This is a genomic window from Agromyces sp. LHK192, from assembly GCF_004006235.1.
Classification (GTDB): domain Bacteria; phylum Actinomycetota; class Actinomycetes; order Actinomycetales; family Microbacteriaceae; genus Agromyces.
The window spans coordinates 1,253,431-1,271,262 of sequence record NZ_CP034753.1 but is presented as its reverse complement, the minus strand read 5'-3'; the positions used below and the strand labels follow the sequence as shown (position 1 = coordinate 1,271,262).

Below are 17,832 nucleotides of genomic sequence, written 5' to 3'. Positions count from 1 at the left end.
GGGGTTCCTTTCGTCGGTGGCCGCGATGCGGCCCGGTCCCGGCACGAGACGGGGCGGCCGTCACCGGGCACCGCCGAGCGTGCCGGTGACGACCGAGATCATGAGGGGCGCGACGCCCAGGAGCACGAACGCGGGGAGGATGCATGCGCCGAGCGGCAGCATGAGTCGCACGCCGAGCGCTGCGGTGCGGGTCGCTCCGGCCGCTCGCGCCGCTCGCCGGCGACGGTGCGCCTCGGCGCGCAGCAGGTCGGCCACCGGAGCGCCGGCGGTCGCGGCGACCTCGACGACCGCGGCGATGTCCCTGGCCGCACGGTCCGCACCGGGCAGGTGCGTGCGGAGCGCAACGTCGGTCGCACGCGACGACGCCTCGACTGACGCGCCACTCGACATGGCGATGGCGAGGAGGTCGAGCGCGATCCCGGGCGCGGCTCCCGCCGGATCCGCACGGGCGACGAGCGCCCGATTCCATCTCGCCCCGGCCCAGAGCAGGGCGCCGCCCGCGGCGAGGAGCGTCCAGCCGACCGGACCCGCGACGAGCACGCCGACGCTGTCGAAGCCGAGGAGCACGCCGAACCCGACCGCGACGATCGGCAGGGCGGTGACCAGCCGGGCGCTGGCCAGCGGCCCGGCGAGCGCGGCCTGCACCTCGCGCCGGAGCTGCGCCTCGTCGCGCAGGGCCCCGGCGAGGTCGTTGAGCGCGATCGCGAGCGGCGCCCCCGTCGCCGAGGCCACCGACCACGCCGCCGCGACGGCCTGCCAGCCGGATGCCTCGGCCGCACCGAGACCTTCCGGGAGCGACCTGCGGCCGGCAGGCAGCCGGCTCCGCAGCAGTGCGCGCAGGCCGGGTCGGGCCGCATCCGCGCTCGCCGCCCGCACGGCCGCGTCGATCGCAGGCGCGACGGGGTCGCCCTCCGATGCCGCGGAGGCTGCCGCCGCCAGCACGCGGTCGGCGGGATCGGCCGCAGCGAGATTCCGCCATGCCGCGGTCGCGGGCACGCCCGCGCCCATGAGCACCGCGACGCGCTCTGCGATGCCGGCGACGCGGTCGACGCCCGCCGCCTCACGCGACCGGCCGCCCGCGCGCGACGTGCGGCGCACCCGCGACGCTGCGCTCACGTCCGGCTCGCCGCTCATCGTCGCTCCACGGCGAGCCGACCGCGCTCGTCCAGCCGGAACGCGCCGATGCCGCCGACGCGACGTCCGCCCGAGCCGCGTTCGAGGTGGACCACCAGGTCGAACGCGCTCACCGTCTGCCGGGCCACCGCTTCGGCGGTCATGGCCGCGATCGCGCCGAGCGCCTCGAGGCGCGCGGGCACGTCTTCGAGCGAGTTCGCGTGCAGGGTGCCCGCGCCGCCGTCGTGACCGGTGTTCAGCGCCGCGAGGAGTTCCCGGAGTTCGGCGCCGCGGCACTCGCCCACCACGAGCCGGTCGGGCCGCATCCGAAGCGCCTCGCGCAGCAGCGCGTCGAGGCCGATCCGTCCGGCGCCCTCGAGGTTGGGTTGCCGCGCCTCGAGGGTGATCGCGTGCGGATGCGGCACCTGCAGTTCCGCGACGTCCTCGATCACGACCAGGCGTTCGTGCTGCGCGGCTTCGGCGAGGAGTGCCGCCAGCAACGTGGTCTTCCCGGTTCCGCCCGCGCCCGTCACGAGGAGGTTGCGCCGGGCGGCGACCGCGTCGCGGAGCATCCGTTCCTCGTCCGGTCGCAGCATGCCCGCGCGGCCCAGCGCGGCGAGGCTGAATCCTCCGGCTCTGGGGACGCGCACCGAGATGAGGGTGCCGGCCGCCGAGACCGGCGGGAGCACGACGTGCACGCGGATGCCCCTCCCGAGCCGGACATCCACCGCAGGGCTCGACTCGTCGACGTGTCGGCCCCCGCGTGCGATGAGCTTGACCGCGAGCGCTCTGACCTCCGCCTCGTCGGCGACCCATGCGGGTTCGCGGACCGGCCCCGCGCCCCGATCGATCCAGAGGCCGCGGTCGCCGTTGACGAAGAGGTCGGTGACCGGTCCGGCGGCGGCGTACCCCGCCAGAGGCCCCAGCAGGTCCAGGCCCGCCGAGGCGACACCGCCGTCACCGACGTCGTCGGCCACGACCTTGGCCGCGAAGCCGGCGATGCCGACCGATCGATCCTCGGCGACGGCGGACGGAGCCTCCGCGAGATGCCCGTGCGGCTCGGCCGAGGTCGGGCGGGCGCGGGCATCGGCCCACGGGGATGCCTCCTCGACGGCGGGCAGGTCCTCCCAGGAGGGTCGGGCCACGAAGGGGATCGTCATGCCGCGAATCTACGAACGCGGTGGCGCCGAATCGGGCCGAAGCGGGCCGGGAACAGCGAAGTCCTCCCCCACGCCGTTGTGGAGGAGGACTGCTCGTCGACTCGGCGAACCGAGTCCGTTAAAAGAAGGGGGCGGCACCCATTGGGGGGAACAGGTGCCGCCTCGGCAATGCGCGGATTGGGGGGAATCACATCGCATTGCAGGCCTCGGACGATGTCCGGGCGGTACTCAGTGTACGGGTTCCGAATGCATGTGCAAGTACTTTTTGTCCTCATTTGTGTGGACACACAGTTTCCTCGGTGAAAGTACACAGATTCGGCGTGGGCGACGCCCGAAATCACACGGAGAGAGCGTGATCTCGCCACGGCGATCGACAGGTGTAGGACATCTCCGGCGCAATCGAGCCCGACGCGGGACGAGCCGACGTCGCAGCCGGTCGACCCGGCCCCGAATCGGTTCCGCCGAGGTCGGGCGCTACAGTTCCAGTGGGGCAGGCGAAACCCAACGGAACCACCAATCGCGAAGGAGCGACGGAGAACCATGACCGTGCAGATCGATCACGCCCTCGAGGAGATCAGGCGCTTCCGGCCCAGCCCCGAGTTCGCCGCCCAAGCCGTCGGTGACGCAGGCCTCTACGCCGCGGCATCCGAGGACCGCCTCGCATTCTGGGCGGAGCAGTCGCGCTCGCTGCTCACCTGGGCGAAGCCGTTCACCGAGACCCTCGACTGGTCGAACCCGCCGTTCGCGCGCTGGTTCGGAGACGGTGAACTCAACGTCGCCGTCAACTGCCTCGACCGTCACGTGGAGGCGGGCAACGGCGACCGGGTCGCCATCCACTGGGAGGGCGAGCCGGGCGACAGCCGCTCGATCACCTACGCCGAACTGACCGAAGAGGTCAAGCGCGCAGCGAACACCCTGACCGAACTCGGAATCGGGCGCGGCGACCGTGTCGCCATCTACCTGCCGATGATCCCCGAGGCCGTCGTCGCGATGCTCGCGGTCGCCCGCATCGGCGCCATCCACTCGGTCGTCTTCGGCGGGTTCAGCGCCGACAGCCTGGCCTCCCGCATCGACGACGCCGAGGCATCCCTCGTCATCACGGCCGACGGCGGCTACCGCAAGGGCAAGGTGTTCCCGCTGAAGCCCGTCGTCGACGACGCGCTCGCGAAGGCCGAGGGCGGCACCGTCCGCAACGTGCTCGTCGTCAAGCGCGGCGACAACGAGGTCGACTGGAACGACGACCGCGACCTGTGGTGGCACGACACCGTCGCGCAGGCCTCCCCCGAGCACGAGGCCGAGGCGTTCGACGCCGAGAACCCGCTGTTCATCCTCTACACCTCGGGCACCACGGGAAAGCCCAAGGGCATCCTGCACACCTCGGGCGGTTACCTCACGCAGGCGGCGTTCACGCACAAGAACGTCTTCGACCTGCACGCCGAGACCGACGTGTACTGGTGCACGGCCGACGTCGGCTGGATCACCGGGCACTCGTACGTCGTGTACGGCCCGCTCGCGAACGGCGCGACCCAGGTGCTCTACGAGGGCACGCCCGACACGCCGCACCCCGGCCGCTGGTGGGAGATCGTCGAGAAGTACGCGGTGTCGATCCTCTACACCGCGCCGACCGCGATCCGCTCGTTCATGAAGCTGGGCCGCCAGATCCCGCAGAGCTTCAACCTGCGGAGCCTGCGCCTGCTCGGCTCGGTCGGCGAGCCGATCAACCCCGAGGCGTGGATCTGGTACCGGCATGTCATCGGCGGCGGCTCGATCCCCGTGGTCGACACGTGGTGGCAGACCGAGACCGGGGCGATCATGATCTCGGCCCTGCCCGGCGTGACCGACCTCAAGCCCGGCAGCGCCCAGGTGCCCGTGCCCGGCATCACGGTCGACATCCTCACCGACGACGGCGAGCACGTCGAGGGCGAGGGCGGTGGCCTGCTGGTCATCACCGAACCGTGGCCGTCGATGCTGCGCGGCATCTGGGGCGACCCGGAGCGGTTCAAGGAGACCTACTGGGAGAAGTTCGGCGACAAGTACTTCGCCGGCGACGGCGCCCGCCGCGACGAGGACGGCGACATCTGGCTGCTCGGCCGTGTCGACGACGTCATGAACGTGTCGGGCCACCGCCTGTCGACCGCCGAGATCGAGTCGTCGCTCGTCGCCCACCCGTGGACGGCGGAGGCCGCCGTCGTCGGGGCATCCGACGAGACGACGGGTCAGGCCGTGGTCGCGTTCGTGATCCTCAAGTCGAGCCAGGCCGAGCGCGTGACCGACGTCGCCGAGGCCGCCGACGAACTGCGTCGCCACGTCGCCGCGCAGATCGGCGCGATCGCGCGCCCGCGTCAGGTGTTCATCGTGAACGAACTGCCGAAGACGCGGTCGGGCAAGATCATGCGGCGCCTGCTGCGCGACCTCGCCGAGGGTCGCCAGGTCGGCGACACCACGACGCTCGCCGACACCTCGGTCATGACCGCGATCACCGAGCAGGTGCGCTGACCGGTCCGGGACGACCGGCTCGGAACGACGGATGCCGCGGCGGGAACGCTTCCCGCCGCGGCATCCGTGTTCGTGGAATCGGCTACGCGAACTCGACGACCAGCTCGATCTCGACGGGAGCGTCGAGCGGCAGCACCGCGACGCCGACGGCCGAGCGCGCATGGCGACCGGCGTCGCCGAAGACCTCGCCGAGCAGCTCGGATGCGCCGTTGACCACGCCGGGCTGGCCGGTGAACGACGGGTCGGATGCCACGAACCCGACGAGCTTCACGATGCGCACGACCCGGTCGAGCGAGCCGAGCTCCGCCTGCACGGCGGCGAGCGCGTTCAGCACGGCGGTGCGGGCGTAGTCCTTCGCGTCGGCCGCGGGCACCAGCCCGTGGCCGTCGCCGACCTTGCCGGTCGCGGGCAGCGCCCCGGCGACGAACGGGAGCTGGCCCGACGTGTAGACGAGCGACCCGGTCGCGACGGTCGGGATGTATGCGGCGACGGGCGCCGCGACTCCCGGGAGTTCGATGCCGAGCTCGGCGAGGCGCGCCTCGAACGACATCAGGCGTCGCCCTCGAACTGCTTCGCGGCCTGCGCGGCCGCCGCGGCGCCGGCGTTCGCCGCCTGCGACTCCTCGCCGCCGACCGGGCGCTTCAGGTAGGCGACGAGGCCGCCCTCTGGCCCCTGCACGACCTGCACGAGCTCCCAACCCTCCGAACCCCAGTTGTTCAGGATCGCGGCGGTGTTGTGGATGAGCAGGGGGGTGGTGATGTACTCCCAGGCCGGCATGCTGGCTCCTCGTCTGAGCGGTCGAAACTGAGCGGCGGAAACGCGGTGGGAATCCGGATCGGATCCGGATCGGATCTGCCGAGATCGGCGTGTCCGCGCGGATCTCCGGCACACAGGCCGCTAAGCGGGATTCCCCAGCCTTCTCCGTTAGGCTCCACTATATGTCTGCCCAGAATCGATCCGTGAGCGGTGTTGCCTCCGGCCTGCTCGCCTTCCTCGGCCTGAGCGCGCTCACCGGCATCCTCGTCACCGCGACCGTCACCCCCGCGATCGCCGTGACCGGCATGGCCGCCAGCAGCGGCATCAACCTGTTCGAGAACATCCCCGACTACCTCGACATCAACGAGCTCTCCGAGAAGACCGACATCTACGCGACCGCCCCCGATGGGTCGCAGCGGCTGCTCGCGTCGTTCTTCAGCGAGAACCGCGAAGAGGTCCCGCTCGACCGCATCAGCCAGTTCGTGAAGGACGCCGCGGTCGCCGGTGAGGACCCGCGGTTCTTCGAGCACGGCGGCATCGACATCCAGGGCACCACCCGTGCGGTGGTGAACGAGTTCGTCATCGGCGGCGACACGCAGGGCGGCTCGTCGATCACCCAGCAGTACGTGAAGAACGTGCTCATCAACAACGGCATCCGCGAGGCGAAGACGCAGGAGGAGCAGGACGCCGCATACGAGGCCGCGACCGAGTCCTCCGGCAACGCGGGCATCACGCGCAAGCTCAAGGAGATGAAGCTCGCGATCGCCCTCGAGAAGAAGTACGACAAGAACGAGATCCTCAAGGGGTACCTGAACATCGCGCACTTCGGCGGTCGCGTGTACGGCATCGAATCGGCGGCGCAGTACTACTTCGCGAAGTCGGCAGCGGATGTCTCCCCCGCGGAGGCCGCGAGCCTGATCGCGATCGTGAACCACCCGGAGAAGTTCCGCCTCGACCAGCCCGACGATCCTGAGAACGGTGTGGCCTCCGTCGACGAGGAAGGCGTTCCGACGCCGTACGCGGCCAACAAGGACCGGCGCGACTACATCCTCGGCGAGATGCTGAAGTACGGCAAGATCACCCAGGCGGACTACGACGCCGCCATCGCGACTCCGGTCGCACCGAACATCCAGGAGCCGAGCACCGGGTGCCAAACGGCCGGCAGCTACGCGTACTTCTGCGACTACGTGAAGAACGTCATCCTGAACCACTACGACGACCCGGCGACCACCGACGTCGACGAGGGCCTGAAGCTGCTGCAGGAGGGCGGCCTGCAGGTGCACACCACGCTCGACATGGACCTGCAGGACCGCGCTCAGGGCACCATGCTCGAGAACGTGCCGTGGGTCGACGACCGGTTCGACGTCGGCTCCTCGGCGGTCACCGTGCAACCCGGCACGGGCAAGATCCTCGCGATGACGCAGAACAAGAATTACTCGCAGGACCAGGAAGTGCTGGCTGCCGACCGGGCGTACTCGGCGGTCAACTACAGCACCGACTTCGCGTACGGCGGGTCGAGCGGGTTCCAACCCGGTTCGACCTTCAAGGTGTTCACGCTGGGCGAATGGCTCAACGAGGGGCACTCCCTGTTGGAGTCGTTCAACGGCGCGCGACGCGCGTTCACCTCCTTCCCGGGGCTCTGCGACGGCAGCACCTGGCGAGGCAACTTCAACCCGCGCAATGACGACTCGCGCACCGCGAACAATTCGGTGGACGCGACCAAGTACTCGGTGAACTCCTCGTTCATGGCGATGGCGCAGCAGCTCCAGCTGTGCGGCGTGAAGAACACCGCACAGGCGTTCGGCATCTACCGCGCCGACGGCCTGGAACTCGGTCAGCGAATCGCGTACGACGACGAGGGTGTGGCGCTGACCAACGCCGACGGCTCGTTCCAGGCCGACCCGGCCTCCACGTTCCAGCCCTCCGCAGTGCTCGGCACCGAAGAGGTCTCGCCGCTATCGATGGCGGTCTCGTTCGCGGGCATCGCGAACGACGGGCTCGCCTGCACGCCGATCGCGATCGAATCGATCACGAAGATCGACGGCAGCCCCATCGAGGCTCCGAAGTCGACGTGCACGCAGGCGGTCACCCCCGAGGTCGCCCGTGCGATGCAGTACGCGATGAAGCAGACGTTCAACGGCGGCACGGCGAGCGCGTCGAACACCGGCACCGGCATCGAGCACATCGGCAAGACCGGAACGACCGACAACGCGTTCGACACGTGGATGGTCGGCTCGAGCAAGACCGCGGCGACTGCCGTGTGGGTCGGGAACGTCACCGGTGGCGACAATCGGACGAGCATGCGCGAGGTGAGCTTCGACAGTGGCTCGGCGGCGACTGCGCGCCACCGGATGTGGCCGGCGATCATGGAACTCGCCGACGAGAAGTTCGGCGGCGGCGACTTCACCGATCCGGATGCCTCGGCCTTCAAGCAGGTGCTCGTGGACATCCCGCAGGTCGCCGGGCTCGCCTTCGACGCCGCGAAGCAGGCCCTCGAGGCCGCAGGTTTCGTCGTCGAGGACGGCGGTCAGCAGGACTCGAACCTCCCCGCCGGCCAGGTCTCCGGCACCGACCCGTCGGGGCAGGCGGGCCGTGGCACCACGATCCGCGTGTTCACCAGCAACGGCCAGGGCACGACCGTGCCCGACCTGACCGGCATGACGCAACAGCAGGCGAAGGCTGCGCTCGACCAGGCCGGCCTGAAGATGAACGCGGGCGGCGGCGGCCAGAACGCCGTGGTCACGGCGCAGAACCCGGCAGCGGGCACCGCGAGCAAGCGCGGTGAGACGGTCAGCGTGCAGTTCGGCGTTCCGAGCACCGGTTCGCCGGGCGACGGAGACGGAGACGGCGACGGGAACGGCGGCAACGGCGGGAACGATTGAGCGGTCGGAGCATGTCCCCCGTGGCGAAGATCGCGATCGCGATCGGCGCCGCGGGGGCGGCCGCGTTCGCGTGGGGCTCGCTCGTGGAGCGCACCCGATGGACCCTCCGACGCGTCGAGGCCCCGGTGCTCCCTCCAGGATCCTCGCCGATCCGGGTCCTGCACCTGAGCGACCTCCACATGGCTCCGTGGCAACGCGGCAAGCAGCAGTGGGTACGCGCGCTGGCCGACCTGCAGCCCGATCTCATCGTCGACACCGGCGACAACCTCGGCCATGAACGCGGCCTCGACGGCATCAAGCAGGCCTTCGAGCGCTTCGCCGGCGTGCCCGGCGTGTTCGTCAACGGCTCGAACGACTACTTCGGGCCGGTGGTGAAGAACCCGTTCCTGTACTTCTCCGGACCGTCCGGGCATGTCCCGCGGTCGAAGCACCTCGACATCGACGCGCTGCACGCCTACTTCGACGAACTCGGCTGGGTCGACCTCGACAACGCGGCGGCCGCGCTCGAGATCCGAGGCATCCGACTCGAGTTCTTCGGGGTCGACGACCCGCACAAGGGGTTCGACCGATTGGACCTGATCGCGGGAGCCGTCGATGACCTCCGAGCCGACGATCCGCTCGCCGACGAGACCTGGCCCGACAGCGGCACACCGGCGAAGCCCCGACCGACGGTGACGATCGGCGTGACGCACGCGCCTTACCAGCGTGTGCTCGACTCGTTCGTGAACCACGGTGCCCAGGTGATCTTCGCGGGACACACCCATGGCGGCCAGGTCTGCGTGCCGGGATACGGTGCACTGGTCACCAACTGCGACATCCCGCGTCGTCAGGTGAAGGGACTCAGTGTCTGGCGGCACGGCCTTCGCTCCGCGTTCCTCAACGTCTCGGCGGGCCTCGGCACCTCGATCTACGCGCCGGTGCGGTTCGCGTGCCCGCCCGAAGCCACGCTGGTGACCCTCACCGCCGCGGCGTGAGTCGGGCGTTCCCGGGCTTCCAGGAGTGGTCGGGACGGCCTGGAATATGGGCTATCCTTGTGGAGGCCCTCGGGCCACCGGGGTGTGGCGCAGCTTGGTAGCGCGCTTCGTTCGGGACGAAGAGGTCGCAGGTTCAAATCCTGTCACCCCGACCAGATGATGTCTCAGGCATCGACGACGAAAGCCCCTCCTTCGGGAGGGGCTTTCGTCGTCTCCGGCGCGGTGCGCGGGGATCCAGACGCCGACCCGAGCGGGCCGGCGAGCCGGCTCAGGGCCGGCCCATCCCCCGGTACTCCCAGCCCGCCGCCCGCCATTGCCCCGGGTCGAGCACGTTCCGCCCGTCGATGATGCGCCGCGCAGCGACGAGGCCGCCGACCGCTTCGGGGTCGAGGTCGCGGTACTCTCGCCATTCCGTGACCAGTACGACGAGGTCGGCCCCGCGCAGGGCGTCCTCGACCGAGGCCGAGTAGGTCAGTTGCGGATGCCGCGACCGCGCGTTCTCGATGCCGGCGGGATCGGTGGCGACCACGTCGGCTCCGAGCCCCTTCAGGCTGACCGCGACGTCGAGCGCGGGAGAGTCGCGGACGTCGTCGGAATCGGGCTTGAACGCCACGCCGAGCACGGCGATCCGCCGCTCGTAGACCGATCCGCCGAGTGCATCCTCGGCGAGGTGCACGACGCGCTGCCGCTGGCGCAGGTTGATCTGGTCGACCTGCTCGAGGAACGAGATCGACTGCCCGACGCCGAGCTCGTCGGCACGGGCGGCGAACGCGCGGATGTCCTTGGGGAGGCATCCGCCGCCGAATCCGACGCCCGCGTTCAGGAAGCGGCGGCCGATCCTCGCGTCGTGTCCGATCGCGTCGGCGAGGGCGGTGACGTCCGCGCCCGTCGCGTCGGCGATCTCGCTCATGGCGTTGATGAAGCTGATCTTGGTCGCGAGGAAGGCGTTCGCGGCGACCTTGACGAGTTCAGCGGTCGCGTAGTCCGTCACGATGCGGGGCGTGCCCGCATCGATCGCGGCCTGGTAGACGCGGTCGAGCAGGTCGGCCGCTTCGGCGTCGGCGACGCCGTACACGAGGCGGTCGGGCTCGAGGGTGTCCTTGACCGCGAATCCCTCGCGGAGGAACTCGGGGTTCCAGGCGAGGCTCGCGTGCGGCGCCGCCGAAGCGAGGCGTTCGGCCAGGCGCTGTGCGGTGCCGACGGGCACCGTCGACTTGCCGACGACCAGCGCGCCGTCCGCGAGGTGCGGCAGCAGCCCCTCGAACGACGCGTCGACGTAGCTGAGGTCGGCGGTGGGGCGGCCCGGCTGCTGGGGCGTGCCGACCGCGATGAAGTGCACTTCGGCGTCCGCGGCATCCGCGATGTCGGTGCTGAATCGCAATCGCCCGCTCGCGGTCGCGCTGGCCAGGATCTCGGGGAGTCCCGGCTCGTGGAACGGGGGATGCGCCTCGGCGAGCTGGGCGATCTTGCGTGCGTCGACATCGATGCCGATGACGTCGTGGCCGAGCTCGGCCATCGCGGAAGCGTGCACTGCACCGAGATAGCCGCAACCGATGACTGAGATGCGCATGTGGTCCCTTCATGTGGTCTATTGGCCGAAGCCAGTCTTCCAGCCGGCAGCGGAATCGCGGACTAACCTGTGCGGATGGTTCCCGCGCGGTTGCTCCTCGTCCCGTACCTGGTCGTGCTGGGGCTCTTCGTGTTCATGCCCGGAAGCGACGTGCAGCCGGTCGGCGGGGCACTCGTTTGGGCGGCAGACATGCTGTCGTCGCTCGGGGTGCCGTTCGACGCGGCGTACGCATTCGTCGAGTTCACCGCGAACATCGTGCTGTTCGTCCCGCTCGGGCTCCTGCTCTCGCTCGCGGGGTGGCACCTGCCGTTCTGGGCGATCGTGCTGATCGGCCTCGTGTCGACGTGCGTGATCGAGGCCGTGCAGCTCGCGATCCCCGGGCGGTACTCGACGCTGTCGGATGTCGTGGCGAACACCCTCGGCACGGCGCTCGGCGCGCTGGCGGCGCGGTGGATCGGCGCCGTTCGCGAGCGTCGGTCGGCGAGTTCCGATCGCGACCGGTCACGCGTTCGTGACACGGACGTCACCCGGAACTCCTAACCTGTGCCGATGGCCGCCGTCACGCAGTTCGCGCAGGCCGGCGCGCGTCGTGAGATCGCCGTCGCCTACGGCGCCGCGGTCGTGCTCGTCGCGTGGTGGCCGTCGCGGGTCGACCGGCCCTATGGGGAGGGCCTGCATCAGGCGCTGTCCGTGCTGCACGCTGCCGGCATCGCCGGCTGGTTGGACTACGCCGCGACGGAACGCCTTGCGAACGTGGTGCTGTTCCTTCCGGTCGGCTGGCTCGTCGCCGCGTTCCTCGGCACACGGCGCGGGTGGGCTGAGACGATCCTCGCCGGCACGGCGGCCGGGGTCGCGCTGAGCCTGGTGCTCGAGTTCGTGCAGTCCGCACTGCTCACCGATCGCGTCGGGTCGATCGCGGACGTCCTCGCGAACGCGTGCGGGGCGGCGGTCGGCGCAGCGCTCGTCGCAGTGTCCGACGCCCGCGCCCGCGGGCGATCCGCGATGCCGTCGGGTGCGGCGGGCGCCCGCGGAGGCTCCAGCCGTCGTCGATGAACGCATGCGGCTCCTAGTTCCTGATGGTGATGGTGATCGACGGGCTCGCGCCGGTGTTCCCCGCATTGTCGACGGCGCGCGCCGTCACGGGGTAGGTGCCGTTGCGGAATCCGCGGGTGTCGAGTGACATCCGCCAGGTGCCGTCGGACTGCCGGGTCGCGTCGCCGAGCTTCTGGGAGCCCGAGTAGTACGCCACGGATGCCACGCCGCTCGCGTCGCTCGCGGTCGACGTCGTCTGCACGACGCCGGAGACCGTGCTGCCGCTCGCCGGCGCCGTGATCGAGACGGTCGGCGGCGTCCGGTCGGGCGTCGGGGTCGGGGTCGGCGTGGGCGTCGGGGTGGGAGTCGGCGTCGGGGTGGGCGTCGGCGTCGGGGTGGGCGTCGGCGTCGGCGTCGGCGTCGGTACGTCGCCGGCCGGAATCGTCGAGGCGAGGTATCCGTAGTACTTCCCGGCGACCGGACTGAGCGGGTCGCCCTGGTACCGGTGTCCGCGCTGGGCGGCGGCGGCGGCCTGCGCGATCACGATGCGGTGGACGGCTTCGACGTCGTCCTCGCCGCGGCACGCCCCGCCATCGGCGAGGCAGTTCAGCACGACTCCGCTGAGGGCGGCCGCGGACATGCTGGTGCCCGACTGGATGACGCCGTAGCGGTTGCCCTTCTGCGTGGTGTACGGGCACATGCCGGGCGCGGCGATGGTGTGCGCCTGGTCCGCCGCGGTGACCGCGTAGTTGCTGTTCGCAGCGGGCCGATCGTCGAGCGTCGACACGGCGCACGGCGCGCGGCCGGCGCCGCCGGGCTTCCCGTCGTAGTCGGCGACGTTCGTGGCGGTGAGCACCTCGTCGTAGGCGGCCGGCACGAAGCCGGCGAGGTTCGTGGTCGAGTTCGCGGCGCTCGCGACGACGACGATCCCGCGATCGGTGAGGTTGCAGACCGCCTGGTGCAGGACGTCGCCGCTCGTCCTGCCGCAGTTGCCGTCGTCCGCCCCGGGAGCGCCGAGGCTCAGGTTGACGACGCCGATGCCGTACTGCTCGGCATGCTGCGCCACCCAGTCGAGACCGCACACGATGGTGCTCGTCGTGCCGCGGTTCTTCGCATCGAGCACGCGCACCGAGTAGACGGGCGCGCCGGGTGCCACGCCGACCGTGCCCGAGTCGTCGTCGAACGCGCCGAGGTACCCGGCCACCGCTGTACCGTGCCCGTTGCCGTCGGCGGCGGTCCCCGAACCGAAGCAGTTCACGCCGAGTGCCAGGTCGTAGTCGGAGTGGGCGCTGACGCCGGAGTCGATGACGGCGACGGCCGGACCGTTCCAGTCGGTGACGCCGTCGCCGGCGTCGACCGGCGCCTCGTCGGCCTCGACCGACGGCACATGCGGAGGCACCGTCTGCGCCTGCCCCTCGAAGGTGCGCTCCATCGAGATCCCCTCGACGAGGGTGCTGGCGGCGAGCTTCGTCGCCTGCTCGGCCGTGAGCCGAACGGTCACCCCCTCGACGGCTTCGTGGTACCGCTTCGACGGCTCGAGCCCGAATGCCTCCACCACCCGGTCGACGGATGCCTCGGAGGCGAAGCTCACGGTGTACGTCCCGCCGGGCAACGGTTCCGCCGCGGTGGGCGGGCCTGCGGCGAGGGCGAGTCCCATTGCGGCCAGCGCGGCGGTCGCGCTGATCGCGATGGCGCGGCGCAGGCGTGAGGCATCCGTGCGGCGGGCGGCTTCGGTCGACGTCATCATCGGCTCCTGACGGGTTGGAGATGGGATTCGGTGTGTCGGTTGGACGCGGATCGGTCGTCGGGCGGCGCGTCGTGCAGGGTCTCGGTGCTCCGGCTCGGCCGGTCGTGGTCGAGCACGGTGCGGTAGGCCTCGAGGGTGCGGTCGGCGATCCGCGGCCAGTCGAGTTCGGCGAGGTCGGGCGCCTCGGGCCGAGGTGCGCGCGCCCACTCGACCGCGTCGGCGAGCGTTGCGGCGTCGAGTTCGCCGTCGTAGCAGCGCACCCAGTCGGCGCCGACGAGGCCGGCGAGCTCGCGCATCGCCCCGATCGCGGGGACGAGCACGGGACGCCCCGCCGAGAGGGCGAGGATCGCGGACCCGGAGTTCTGGATCCGCGTGTACGGCAGGACGACGAGGTCGGCCGCACGCAGCCACCGCGCGAGGCGCTCGTCGGACTGGAAGCCCGGATCGTAGACGACCCGCCGGTCGCGTTCGGCGGCGGCGGCGAGCTCGGCGGCGAGTCCGGGCGTCGCCGGCTTGCCCGCGACGACGACGCGCAGGTCTGCATCGCCGACCCCGGCCGCGACCTCCAGCAGGTGCGGCACGTTCTTGTACGGCCGGATCATGCCCACGCTCGCGATGACGGTGGCGCCCCGCGGGAGTCCGGTGTGCTCGCGGGCTCGGGCGCGCGACTCGGAGAAGTCGTACGCATCGCGGTAGTGCCCGTGGGGGGTGACGAACGCCGGCACGTCCCGGAGTTCCGGGTAGGCGCGGCGGGCGGCATCCACGCCGTCGTCGGTGAGCGCGATGACCCCGTCGACCGCGCCGAGCAGCAGGTGCCGGTACCGGGCGCGCAATCGCGGCGTCGCGCGCTGCTCGTGCGATTCGACGTTGTGCACGGTCCACACGAGCCTCGTGCCTCGCGCCCTGGCCACGCGGAGGAAGCCGAAGAAGAGCGTAAGCCTGGCGCTGATGCGCCAGGTGCGATGCCCGGAGAGGAAGGTCAGGTCGGGCCAGTGCAGGTGCACGATGTCCGTCCGCCGCGCGAGCAGCCGCAGGTACGAGAGGTCGCGCACGTCGGCGCCCGCGCGTTGCAGGCTGCGCGCCAGGTCGGCGTTGTACGGATTCGCCCTCGCGGTGCGGAACGCGGGCTCGGCCTCGACCCGCAGCCGCCGCGGGCTCACGCGGCGACCTCGCTGGCCTCGAGGCCGAACAGCGTCCGCTCCGCCTCCGGGTAGCCGGTGCGCCAGTCGGCGCGTCGGCGCCACACGATCGACCAGTCGGGCTCCGTCCCGGTGACCTGCTCGAGGGCGGCCCGGAGCCCGGCGCCCGCCTGGAGCAGGGCGACGCCGAGGCCGGCCGCGGCGGGTCGCCAGGTGAGCCGGAGCAGCGTGGCCTTCCCGGCCATCACCATGCACATCTTGCGTCCCTTCGACGACGTCGAGCCCCCGACCTCGTGCACGATGACCGCGTCGGGCACGATGACGGGCCGGTAGCCGCGCCGGCGCGCGCGACTCGAGAACTCGGCGTCCTCGCCGTAGAGGAAGAACCGTTCGTCCATCCCGCCGATGCGATCCCAGTCGGCCCGCCTGGCCAGCAGGAGGCATCCGGTGATGACCGGGACCTCGCGGACGCTGTCGCGTCGCCACCGGCCGAGCGATTCCGGGTCGAAGAGCGTCGAGTGCCGGAACGCCGTCGACAACCCGGTCGCGAAGCAGGCCAGCGACCACAGCGTGGGCTCGCCCCAGCACGAACTGGGATCGAGGGTGCCGTCGGGCCGCAGCGTGCGGCCGCCGTAGACGCCGTGGGCCGGGTTCGCGTCGGCGAAGTCGACGAGTCGCTGCAGCGATCCCGGCAGCAGGAGGGTGTCGGGGTTGAGCAGGAGGACGGCGTCGCCGGTGGACGCGGCGACGCCGAGCTCGACGGCCCTGGCGAATCCGAGGTTCGCACCGGCTTCGACGACGATCGTGTCGGGGTGCGCCTCGCGGATCGCGGCGGCGCTGCCGTCGCCGGACGCGTTGTCGACGACGACCACCTCGATCGGCACGCCGCGGTGCGCGGAGGCGATCGACGCGAGGCATTCGAGCGTCGCCTCGCGCGTCTCGTAGCTCACGAGGATGATGCTGACGAGCGCGATCACGCGGCGCGCTCCCCCGGTACGCGGACGACGGATGCCGCTCCGGCGAGTTCCTCCGCTGCTTCGTCCGCAGGCTCCACCGCGGATGCGGGCTCGGGCCGTCGCCCGATCACCTTCGCCGGGACGCCGCCGGCGATGCAGTTCGCCGGAAGGTCCTTCGTGACGACCGCGCCGGCCCCGACGATCGCGCCGTCGCCGATCGTGACCCCGGCGACGACGACGACGTTGGCCCCCAGCCAGACGTCGCGGCCGATCCGCACGTCGCGCTCGACCTTGGGCTGGTGCATGACCGGCGTGCCCTGTTCGATCCCGTAGTTCGACGCCGTGATGGTGACGTTCGGCGCGAGCAGGCAGTGGTCGCCGAAGACGATGCGACCGGTGGAGTTGCCGGCCCAGATGACCGAGTGCTCGCCGATGTGGGTACCCGCTCCGATGGTGATGCGCTCGGCGTTGCGGAACGAGACGTTCGGGGCGAAGCTCACGTCGGCGCCGCGGTGCAGCCGGCGCACCTGCTGCACGTGCGAGTACGCCGAGAAGTGCGCGAGGCGCAGCGAGTGCGCCCAGACGCGAGGGTCGGCGATCGACCTGAGGAATCCCAGGGCGCGGCTCATGCGCCCACCGCTTCCGGCTCGTGCACGGGGGCAACGGGCTCCGTGAGCGCCGCGATCGCCTCCCGGAACTCTTCGACGACCGGTCCGAGGTCGACGTCGGTCCTCGCGGTGACCGCGAGCGTGTAGCCGCGGTGGTACGACGAGGCGAAGATCGCGATCGCGTCGGCCGGTTCGAGGACGGGCCAGAGCGTGACCGACCGCACGGGTGCGGGTCCGAAGTGGGCGGCGCGCGGGCGCCAGGGCAGGTACGACGCGTACCCCGCGCGCGGGTGCATGGGCCCTGCGCCCGCCTCGCCGTCGCGTGCCGCGGCGACCTGCTCGGCGACCATCGCGACGGTCTCCGCGATCGTGGCCTCGCGCGGGGCGGTGACCCGCGTCATGACGATGTGGTTGCGCTGGTTGCCGCCGGTCGCCCGATCCCGGCGCGAGATCGGCACGAGCAGCGCCGGTTCGTCGGGGAGCACCCGGGCGACGGCACGCAGGGCGAGCGCGACGGTGAGGTCGCTCACCGTGCCGCCGGCCGCGCGCGCGGCCGCCCGGAGGTCGGCGAGCGCGAACTCGGCGATCGCGGAGTGGCGGGCGGGCAGCATCCGCTCGACCAGCCCACGACGTTCGATGACGACGTCCTTCACCGGCCGTGCGAGGCGGCCGCCCCAGCGTCGCAGGCGGCGCCGGAAGGGCTTGCGGGTGTACTCGCGCCACGCGCCGCCGATGCCGTCCTGCGCGGCCCACCAGTCGCGTCCGGCCGCGATCAGGAGGCCGGCGCCGGTGCGCGGGCCGGCCGGCGCGGCGGGCTCGGGCGTGCCGGCGCCGCCGCCGTGATCGGATGCCGCTCCCTCGCCCTCGCCCTCGGAATCGAACGGATCGAACGGTTCGGTCTCGACGAGCGAGTCGATCACCCGAAGGCCGTAGATGCCGTCGCCGAGGGCGTGCTGCACCCGCCCGACGAGCGCGACGTCGCCCGACTCGAGCTCGACCGCCATGAAGTCCCACAGCGGCCGATCGAGTCGCATCTCGCCGTTCCGCCGCCCCGAGAAGGTCTCGGCGCGATCGGGGCCGTCGGGCACGACGCCGCCTGGGAAGCGCACGTGGAAGTCGAAGTCGACCTCGGTCGCCGGCACCCAGAACGGCGCCGTCAGGCCGAGCGGCGCGCGCCGCACCCGCATGCCGAGCGCGGGCATGCGGTCGACGGCCCGCCGGAACACGGCACGGACGAGCTCGCGGTCGATCGTGCCGTCGGGGCGGCGCAGCGCCGCCCCGTCGACGACGATCGCGCACGACGGCCTCGCCGCCTCGAAGGCGACCGTGTTCGCGATGAACTTCTCGTCGAGCGTGGCCATCAGCTCGACGTCGGCACGGGTTGCGGCCATCGGGCCCT

General features: G+C 71.5%; 15 protein-coding genes and 1 tRNA gene. 6 read left to right on the top strand and 10 right to left on the bottom strand.

Annotated elements, in window-relative coordinates:
• Window positions 1-60: 60 nt before the first annotated feature.
• Window positions 61-1,134, bottom strand: a complete 1,074-nt coding sequence (locus ELQ40_RS05655) for a type II secretion system F family protein (protein ID WP_127792810.1) — start codon at window positions 1,132-1,134, stop codon at window positions 61-63.
• Window positions 1,131-2,273 carry a TadA family conjugal transfer-associated ATPase gene (locus tag ELQ40_RS05650; RefSeq protein WP_127792809.1) on the bottom strand — a complete coding sequence of 381 codons (1,143 nt, stop codon included), beginning with the start codon at window positions 2,271-2,273 and terminating at the stop codon, window positions 1,131-1,133. The genes ELQ40_RS05655 and ELQ40_RS05650 overlap by 4 nt, the downstream gene beginning before the upstream one ends.
• A 540-nt stretch (window positions 2,274-2,813) precedes the next feature.
• Between ELQ40_RS05650 and acs the strand changes: the two genes are divergently transcribed.
• Window positions 2,814-4,769, top strand: a complete 1,956-nt coding sequence (gene acs / locus ELQ40_RS05645) for an acetate--CoA ligase (protein WP_127792808.1) — start codon at window positions 2,814-2,816, stop codon at window positions 4,767-4,769.
• A gap of 82 nt (window positions 4,770-4,851) precedes the next feature.
• On the opposite strand, the gene ELQ40_RS05640 is transcribed toward acs, so the two are convergent.
• Both ELQ40_RS05640 and ELQ40_RS05635 read right to left on the bottom strand, forming a co-directional pair.
• Window positions 4,852-5,319 (bottom strand): RidA family protein, encoded by a 468-nt coding sequence (locus ELQ40_RS05640; RefSeq protein ID WP_164863487.1) that lies wholly within the window; start codon window positions 5,317-5,319, stop codon window positions 4,852-4,854.
• Window positions 5,319-5,546 (bottom strand): hypothetical protein, encoded by a 228-nt coding sequence (locus ELQ40_RS05635; RefSeq protein ID WP_127792807.1) that lies wholly within the window; start codon window positions 5,544-5,546, stop codon window positions 5,319-5,321. Before ELQ40_RS05635 ends, ELQ40_RS05640 begins: the two co-directional genes overlap by 1 nt.
• A gap of 182 nt (window positions 5,547-5,728) precedes the next feature.
• Here ELQ40_RS05635 and ELQ40_RS05630 point away from each other — a divergent pair, with 182 nt between their 5' ends.
• The 3 genes from ELQ40_RS05630 (at window position 5,729) to ELQ40_RS05620 (ending at window position 9,536) form a co-directional block, all read left to right on the top strand.
• Window positions 5,729-8,407 carry a transglycosylase domain-containing protein gene (locus tag ELQ40_RS05630; RefSeq protein WP_164863486.1) on the top strand — a complete coding sequence of 893 codons (2,679 nt, stop codon included), beginning with the start codon at window positions 5,729-5,731 and terminating at the stop codon, window positions 8,405-8,407.
• Between the two features lie 11 nt (window positions 8,408-8,418).
• Window positions 8,419-9,381, top strand: coding sequence for a metallophosphoesterase (locus ELQ40_RS05625; RefSeq protein ID WP_127792805.1), 963 nt, complete (start codon window positions 8,419-8,421; stop codon window positions 9,379-9,381).
• A 78-nt stretch (window positions 9,382-9,459) separates the two neighbouring features.
• A tRNA-Pro gene (locus tag ELQ40_RS05620) sits at window positions 9,460-9,536 on the top strand.
• A gap of 113 nt (window positions 9,537-9,649) precedes the next feature.
• Here ELQ40_RS05620 and ELQ40_RS05615 read toward each other — a convergent pair.
• Entirely contained in the window at window positions 9,650-10,951 is a 1,302-nt protein-coding gene (locus ELQ40_RS05615) for a UDP-glucose/GDP-mannose dehydrogenase family protein (protein WP_127792804.1), read from the bottom strand.
• A 75-nt stretch (window positions 10,952-11,026) separates the two neighbouring features.
• On the opposite strand from ELQ40_RS05615, the gene ELQ40_RS05610 reads away from it, so the two are divergent.
• Together ELQ40_RS05610 and ELQ40_RS05605 are read left to right on the top strand one after the other, a co-directional pair.
• Window positions 11,027-11,491 (top strand): VanZ family protein, encoded by a 465-nt coding sequence (locus tag ELQ40_RS05610; protein WP_127792803.1) that lies wholly within the window; start codon window positions 11,027-11,029, stop codon window positions 11,489-11,491.
• Window positions 11,492-11,500: 9 nt separating this feature from the next.
• Window positions 11,501-12,004, top strand: coding sequence for a VanZ family protein (locus tag ELQ40_RS05605; protein WP_127792802.1), 504 nt, complete (start codon window positions 11,501-11,503; stop codon window positions 12,002-12,004).
• Between the two features lie 13 nt (window positions 12,005-12,017).
• On the opposite strand, the gene ELQ40_RS05600 is transcribed toward ELQ40_RS05605, so the two are convergent.
• The 5 genes from ELQ40_RS05600 to ELQ40_RS05580 are packed head-to-tail and all read right to left on the bottom strand — an operon-like array spanning window position 12,018 to window position 17,824.
• Entirely contained in the window at window positions 12,018-13,727 is a 1,710-nt protein-coding gene (locus ELQ40_RS05600) for a S8 family serine peptidase (RefSeq protein ID WP_127792801.1), read from the bottom strand.
• The gene (locus tag ELQ40_RS05595) at window positions 13,727-14,890 is read right to left on the bottom strand and encodes a glycosyltransferase family 4 protein (protein ID WP_164863485.1); all 1,164 of its coding nucleotides are present in this window, start codon (window positions 14,888-14,890) and stop codon (window positions 13,727-13,729) included. The genes ELQ40_RS05600 and ELQ40_RS05595 overlap by 1 nt, the downstream gene beginning before the upstream one ends.
• Window positions 14,887-15,846: a glycosyltransferase family 2 protein gene (locus ELQ40_RS05590; RefSeq protein WP_127792799.1), complete on the bottom strand. Its 960-nt coding sequence runs from the start codon at window positions 15,844-15,846 to the stop codon at window positions 14,887-14,889. The genes ELQ40_RS05595 and ELQ40_RS05590 overlap by 4 nt, the downstream gene beginning before the upstream one ends.
• Entirely contained in the window at window positions 15,843-16,454 is a 612-nt protein-coding gene (locus tag ELQ40_RS05585; RefSeq protein ID WP_127792798.1) for an acyltransferase, read from the bottom strand. Before ELQ40_RS05585 ends, ELQ40_RS05590 begins: the two co-directional genes overlap by 4 nt.
• Window positions 16,451-17,824: a wax ester/triacylglycerol synthase domain-containing protein gene (locus ELQ40_RS05580; RefSeq protein ID WP_164863484.1), complete on the bottom strand. Its 1,374-nt coding sequence runs from the start codon at window positions 17,822-17,824 to the stop codon at window positions 16,451-16,453. The genes ELQ40_RS05585 and ELQ40_RS05580 overlap by 4 nt, the downstream gene beginning before the upstream one ends.
• Between the last annotated feature and the right edge of the window lie 8 nt (window positions 17,825-17,832).

What these genes read in the sequence shown, in the direction of transcription:
- ELQ40_RS05650 (WP_127792809.1), bottom strand. Translation starts at nt 2,273, where the DNA reads ATGACGATCCCCTTCGTGGCCCGACCCTCCTGGGAGGACCTGCCCGCC.
- ELQ40_RS05615 (WP_127792804.1), bottom strand. Translation starts at nt 10,951, where the DNA reads ATGCGCATCTCAGTCATCGGTTGCGGCTATCTCGGTGCAGTGCACGCT.
- acs (WP_127792808.1), top strand. Translation starts at nt 2,814, where the DNA reads ATGACCGTGCAGATCGATCACGCCCTCGAGGAGATCAGGCGCTTCCGG.
- ELQ40_RS05655 (WP_127792810.1), bottom strand. Translation starts at nt 1,134, where the DNA reads ATGAGCGGCGAGCCGGACGTGAGCGCAGCGTCGCGGGTGCGCCGCACG.
- ELQ40_RS05580 (WP_164863484.1), bottom strand. Translation starts at nt 17,824, where the DNA reads ATGGCCGCAACCCGTGCCGACGTCGAGCTGATGGCCACGCTCGACGAG.
- ELQ40_RS05600 (WP_127792801.1), bottom strand. Translation starts at nt 13,727, where the DNA reads ATGACGTCGACCGAAGCCGCCCGCCGCACGGATGCCTCACGCCTGCGC.
- ELQ40_RS05605 (WP_127792802.1), top strand. Translation starts at nt 11,501, where the DNA reads ATGGCCGCCGTCACGCAGTTCGCGCAGGCCGGCGCGCGTCGTGAGATC.
- ELQ40_RS05635 (WP_127792807.1), bottom strand. Translation starts at nt 5,546, where the DNA reads ATGCCGGCCTGGGAGTACATCACCACCCCCCTGCTCATCCACAACACC.
- ELQ40_RS05625 (WP_127792805.1), top strand. Translation starts at nt 8,419, where the DNA reads ATGTCCCCCGTGGCGAAGATCGCGATCGCGATCGGCGCCGCGGGGGCG.
- ELQ40_RS05585 (WP_127792798.1), bottom strand. Translation starts at nt 16,454, where the DNA reads ATGAGCCGCGCCCTGGGATTCCTCAGGTCGATCGCCGACCCTCGCGTC.
- ELQ40_RS05610 (WP_127792803.1), top strand. Translation starts at nt 11,027, where the DNA reads ATGGTTCCCGCGCGGTTGCTCCTCGTCCCGTACCTGGTCGTGCTGGGG.
- ELQ40_RS05640 (WP_164863487.1), bottom strand. Translation starts at nt 5,319, where the DNA reads ATGTCGTTCGAGGCGCGCCTCGCCGAGCTCGGCATCGAACTCCCGGGA.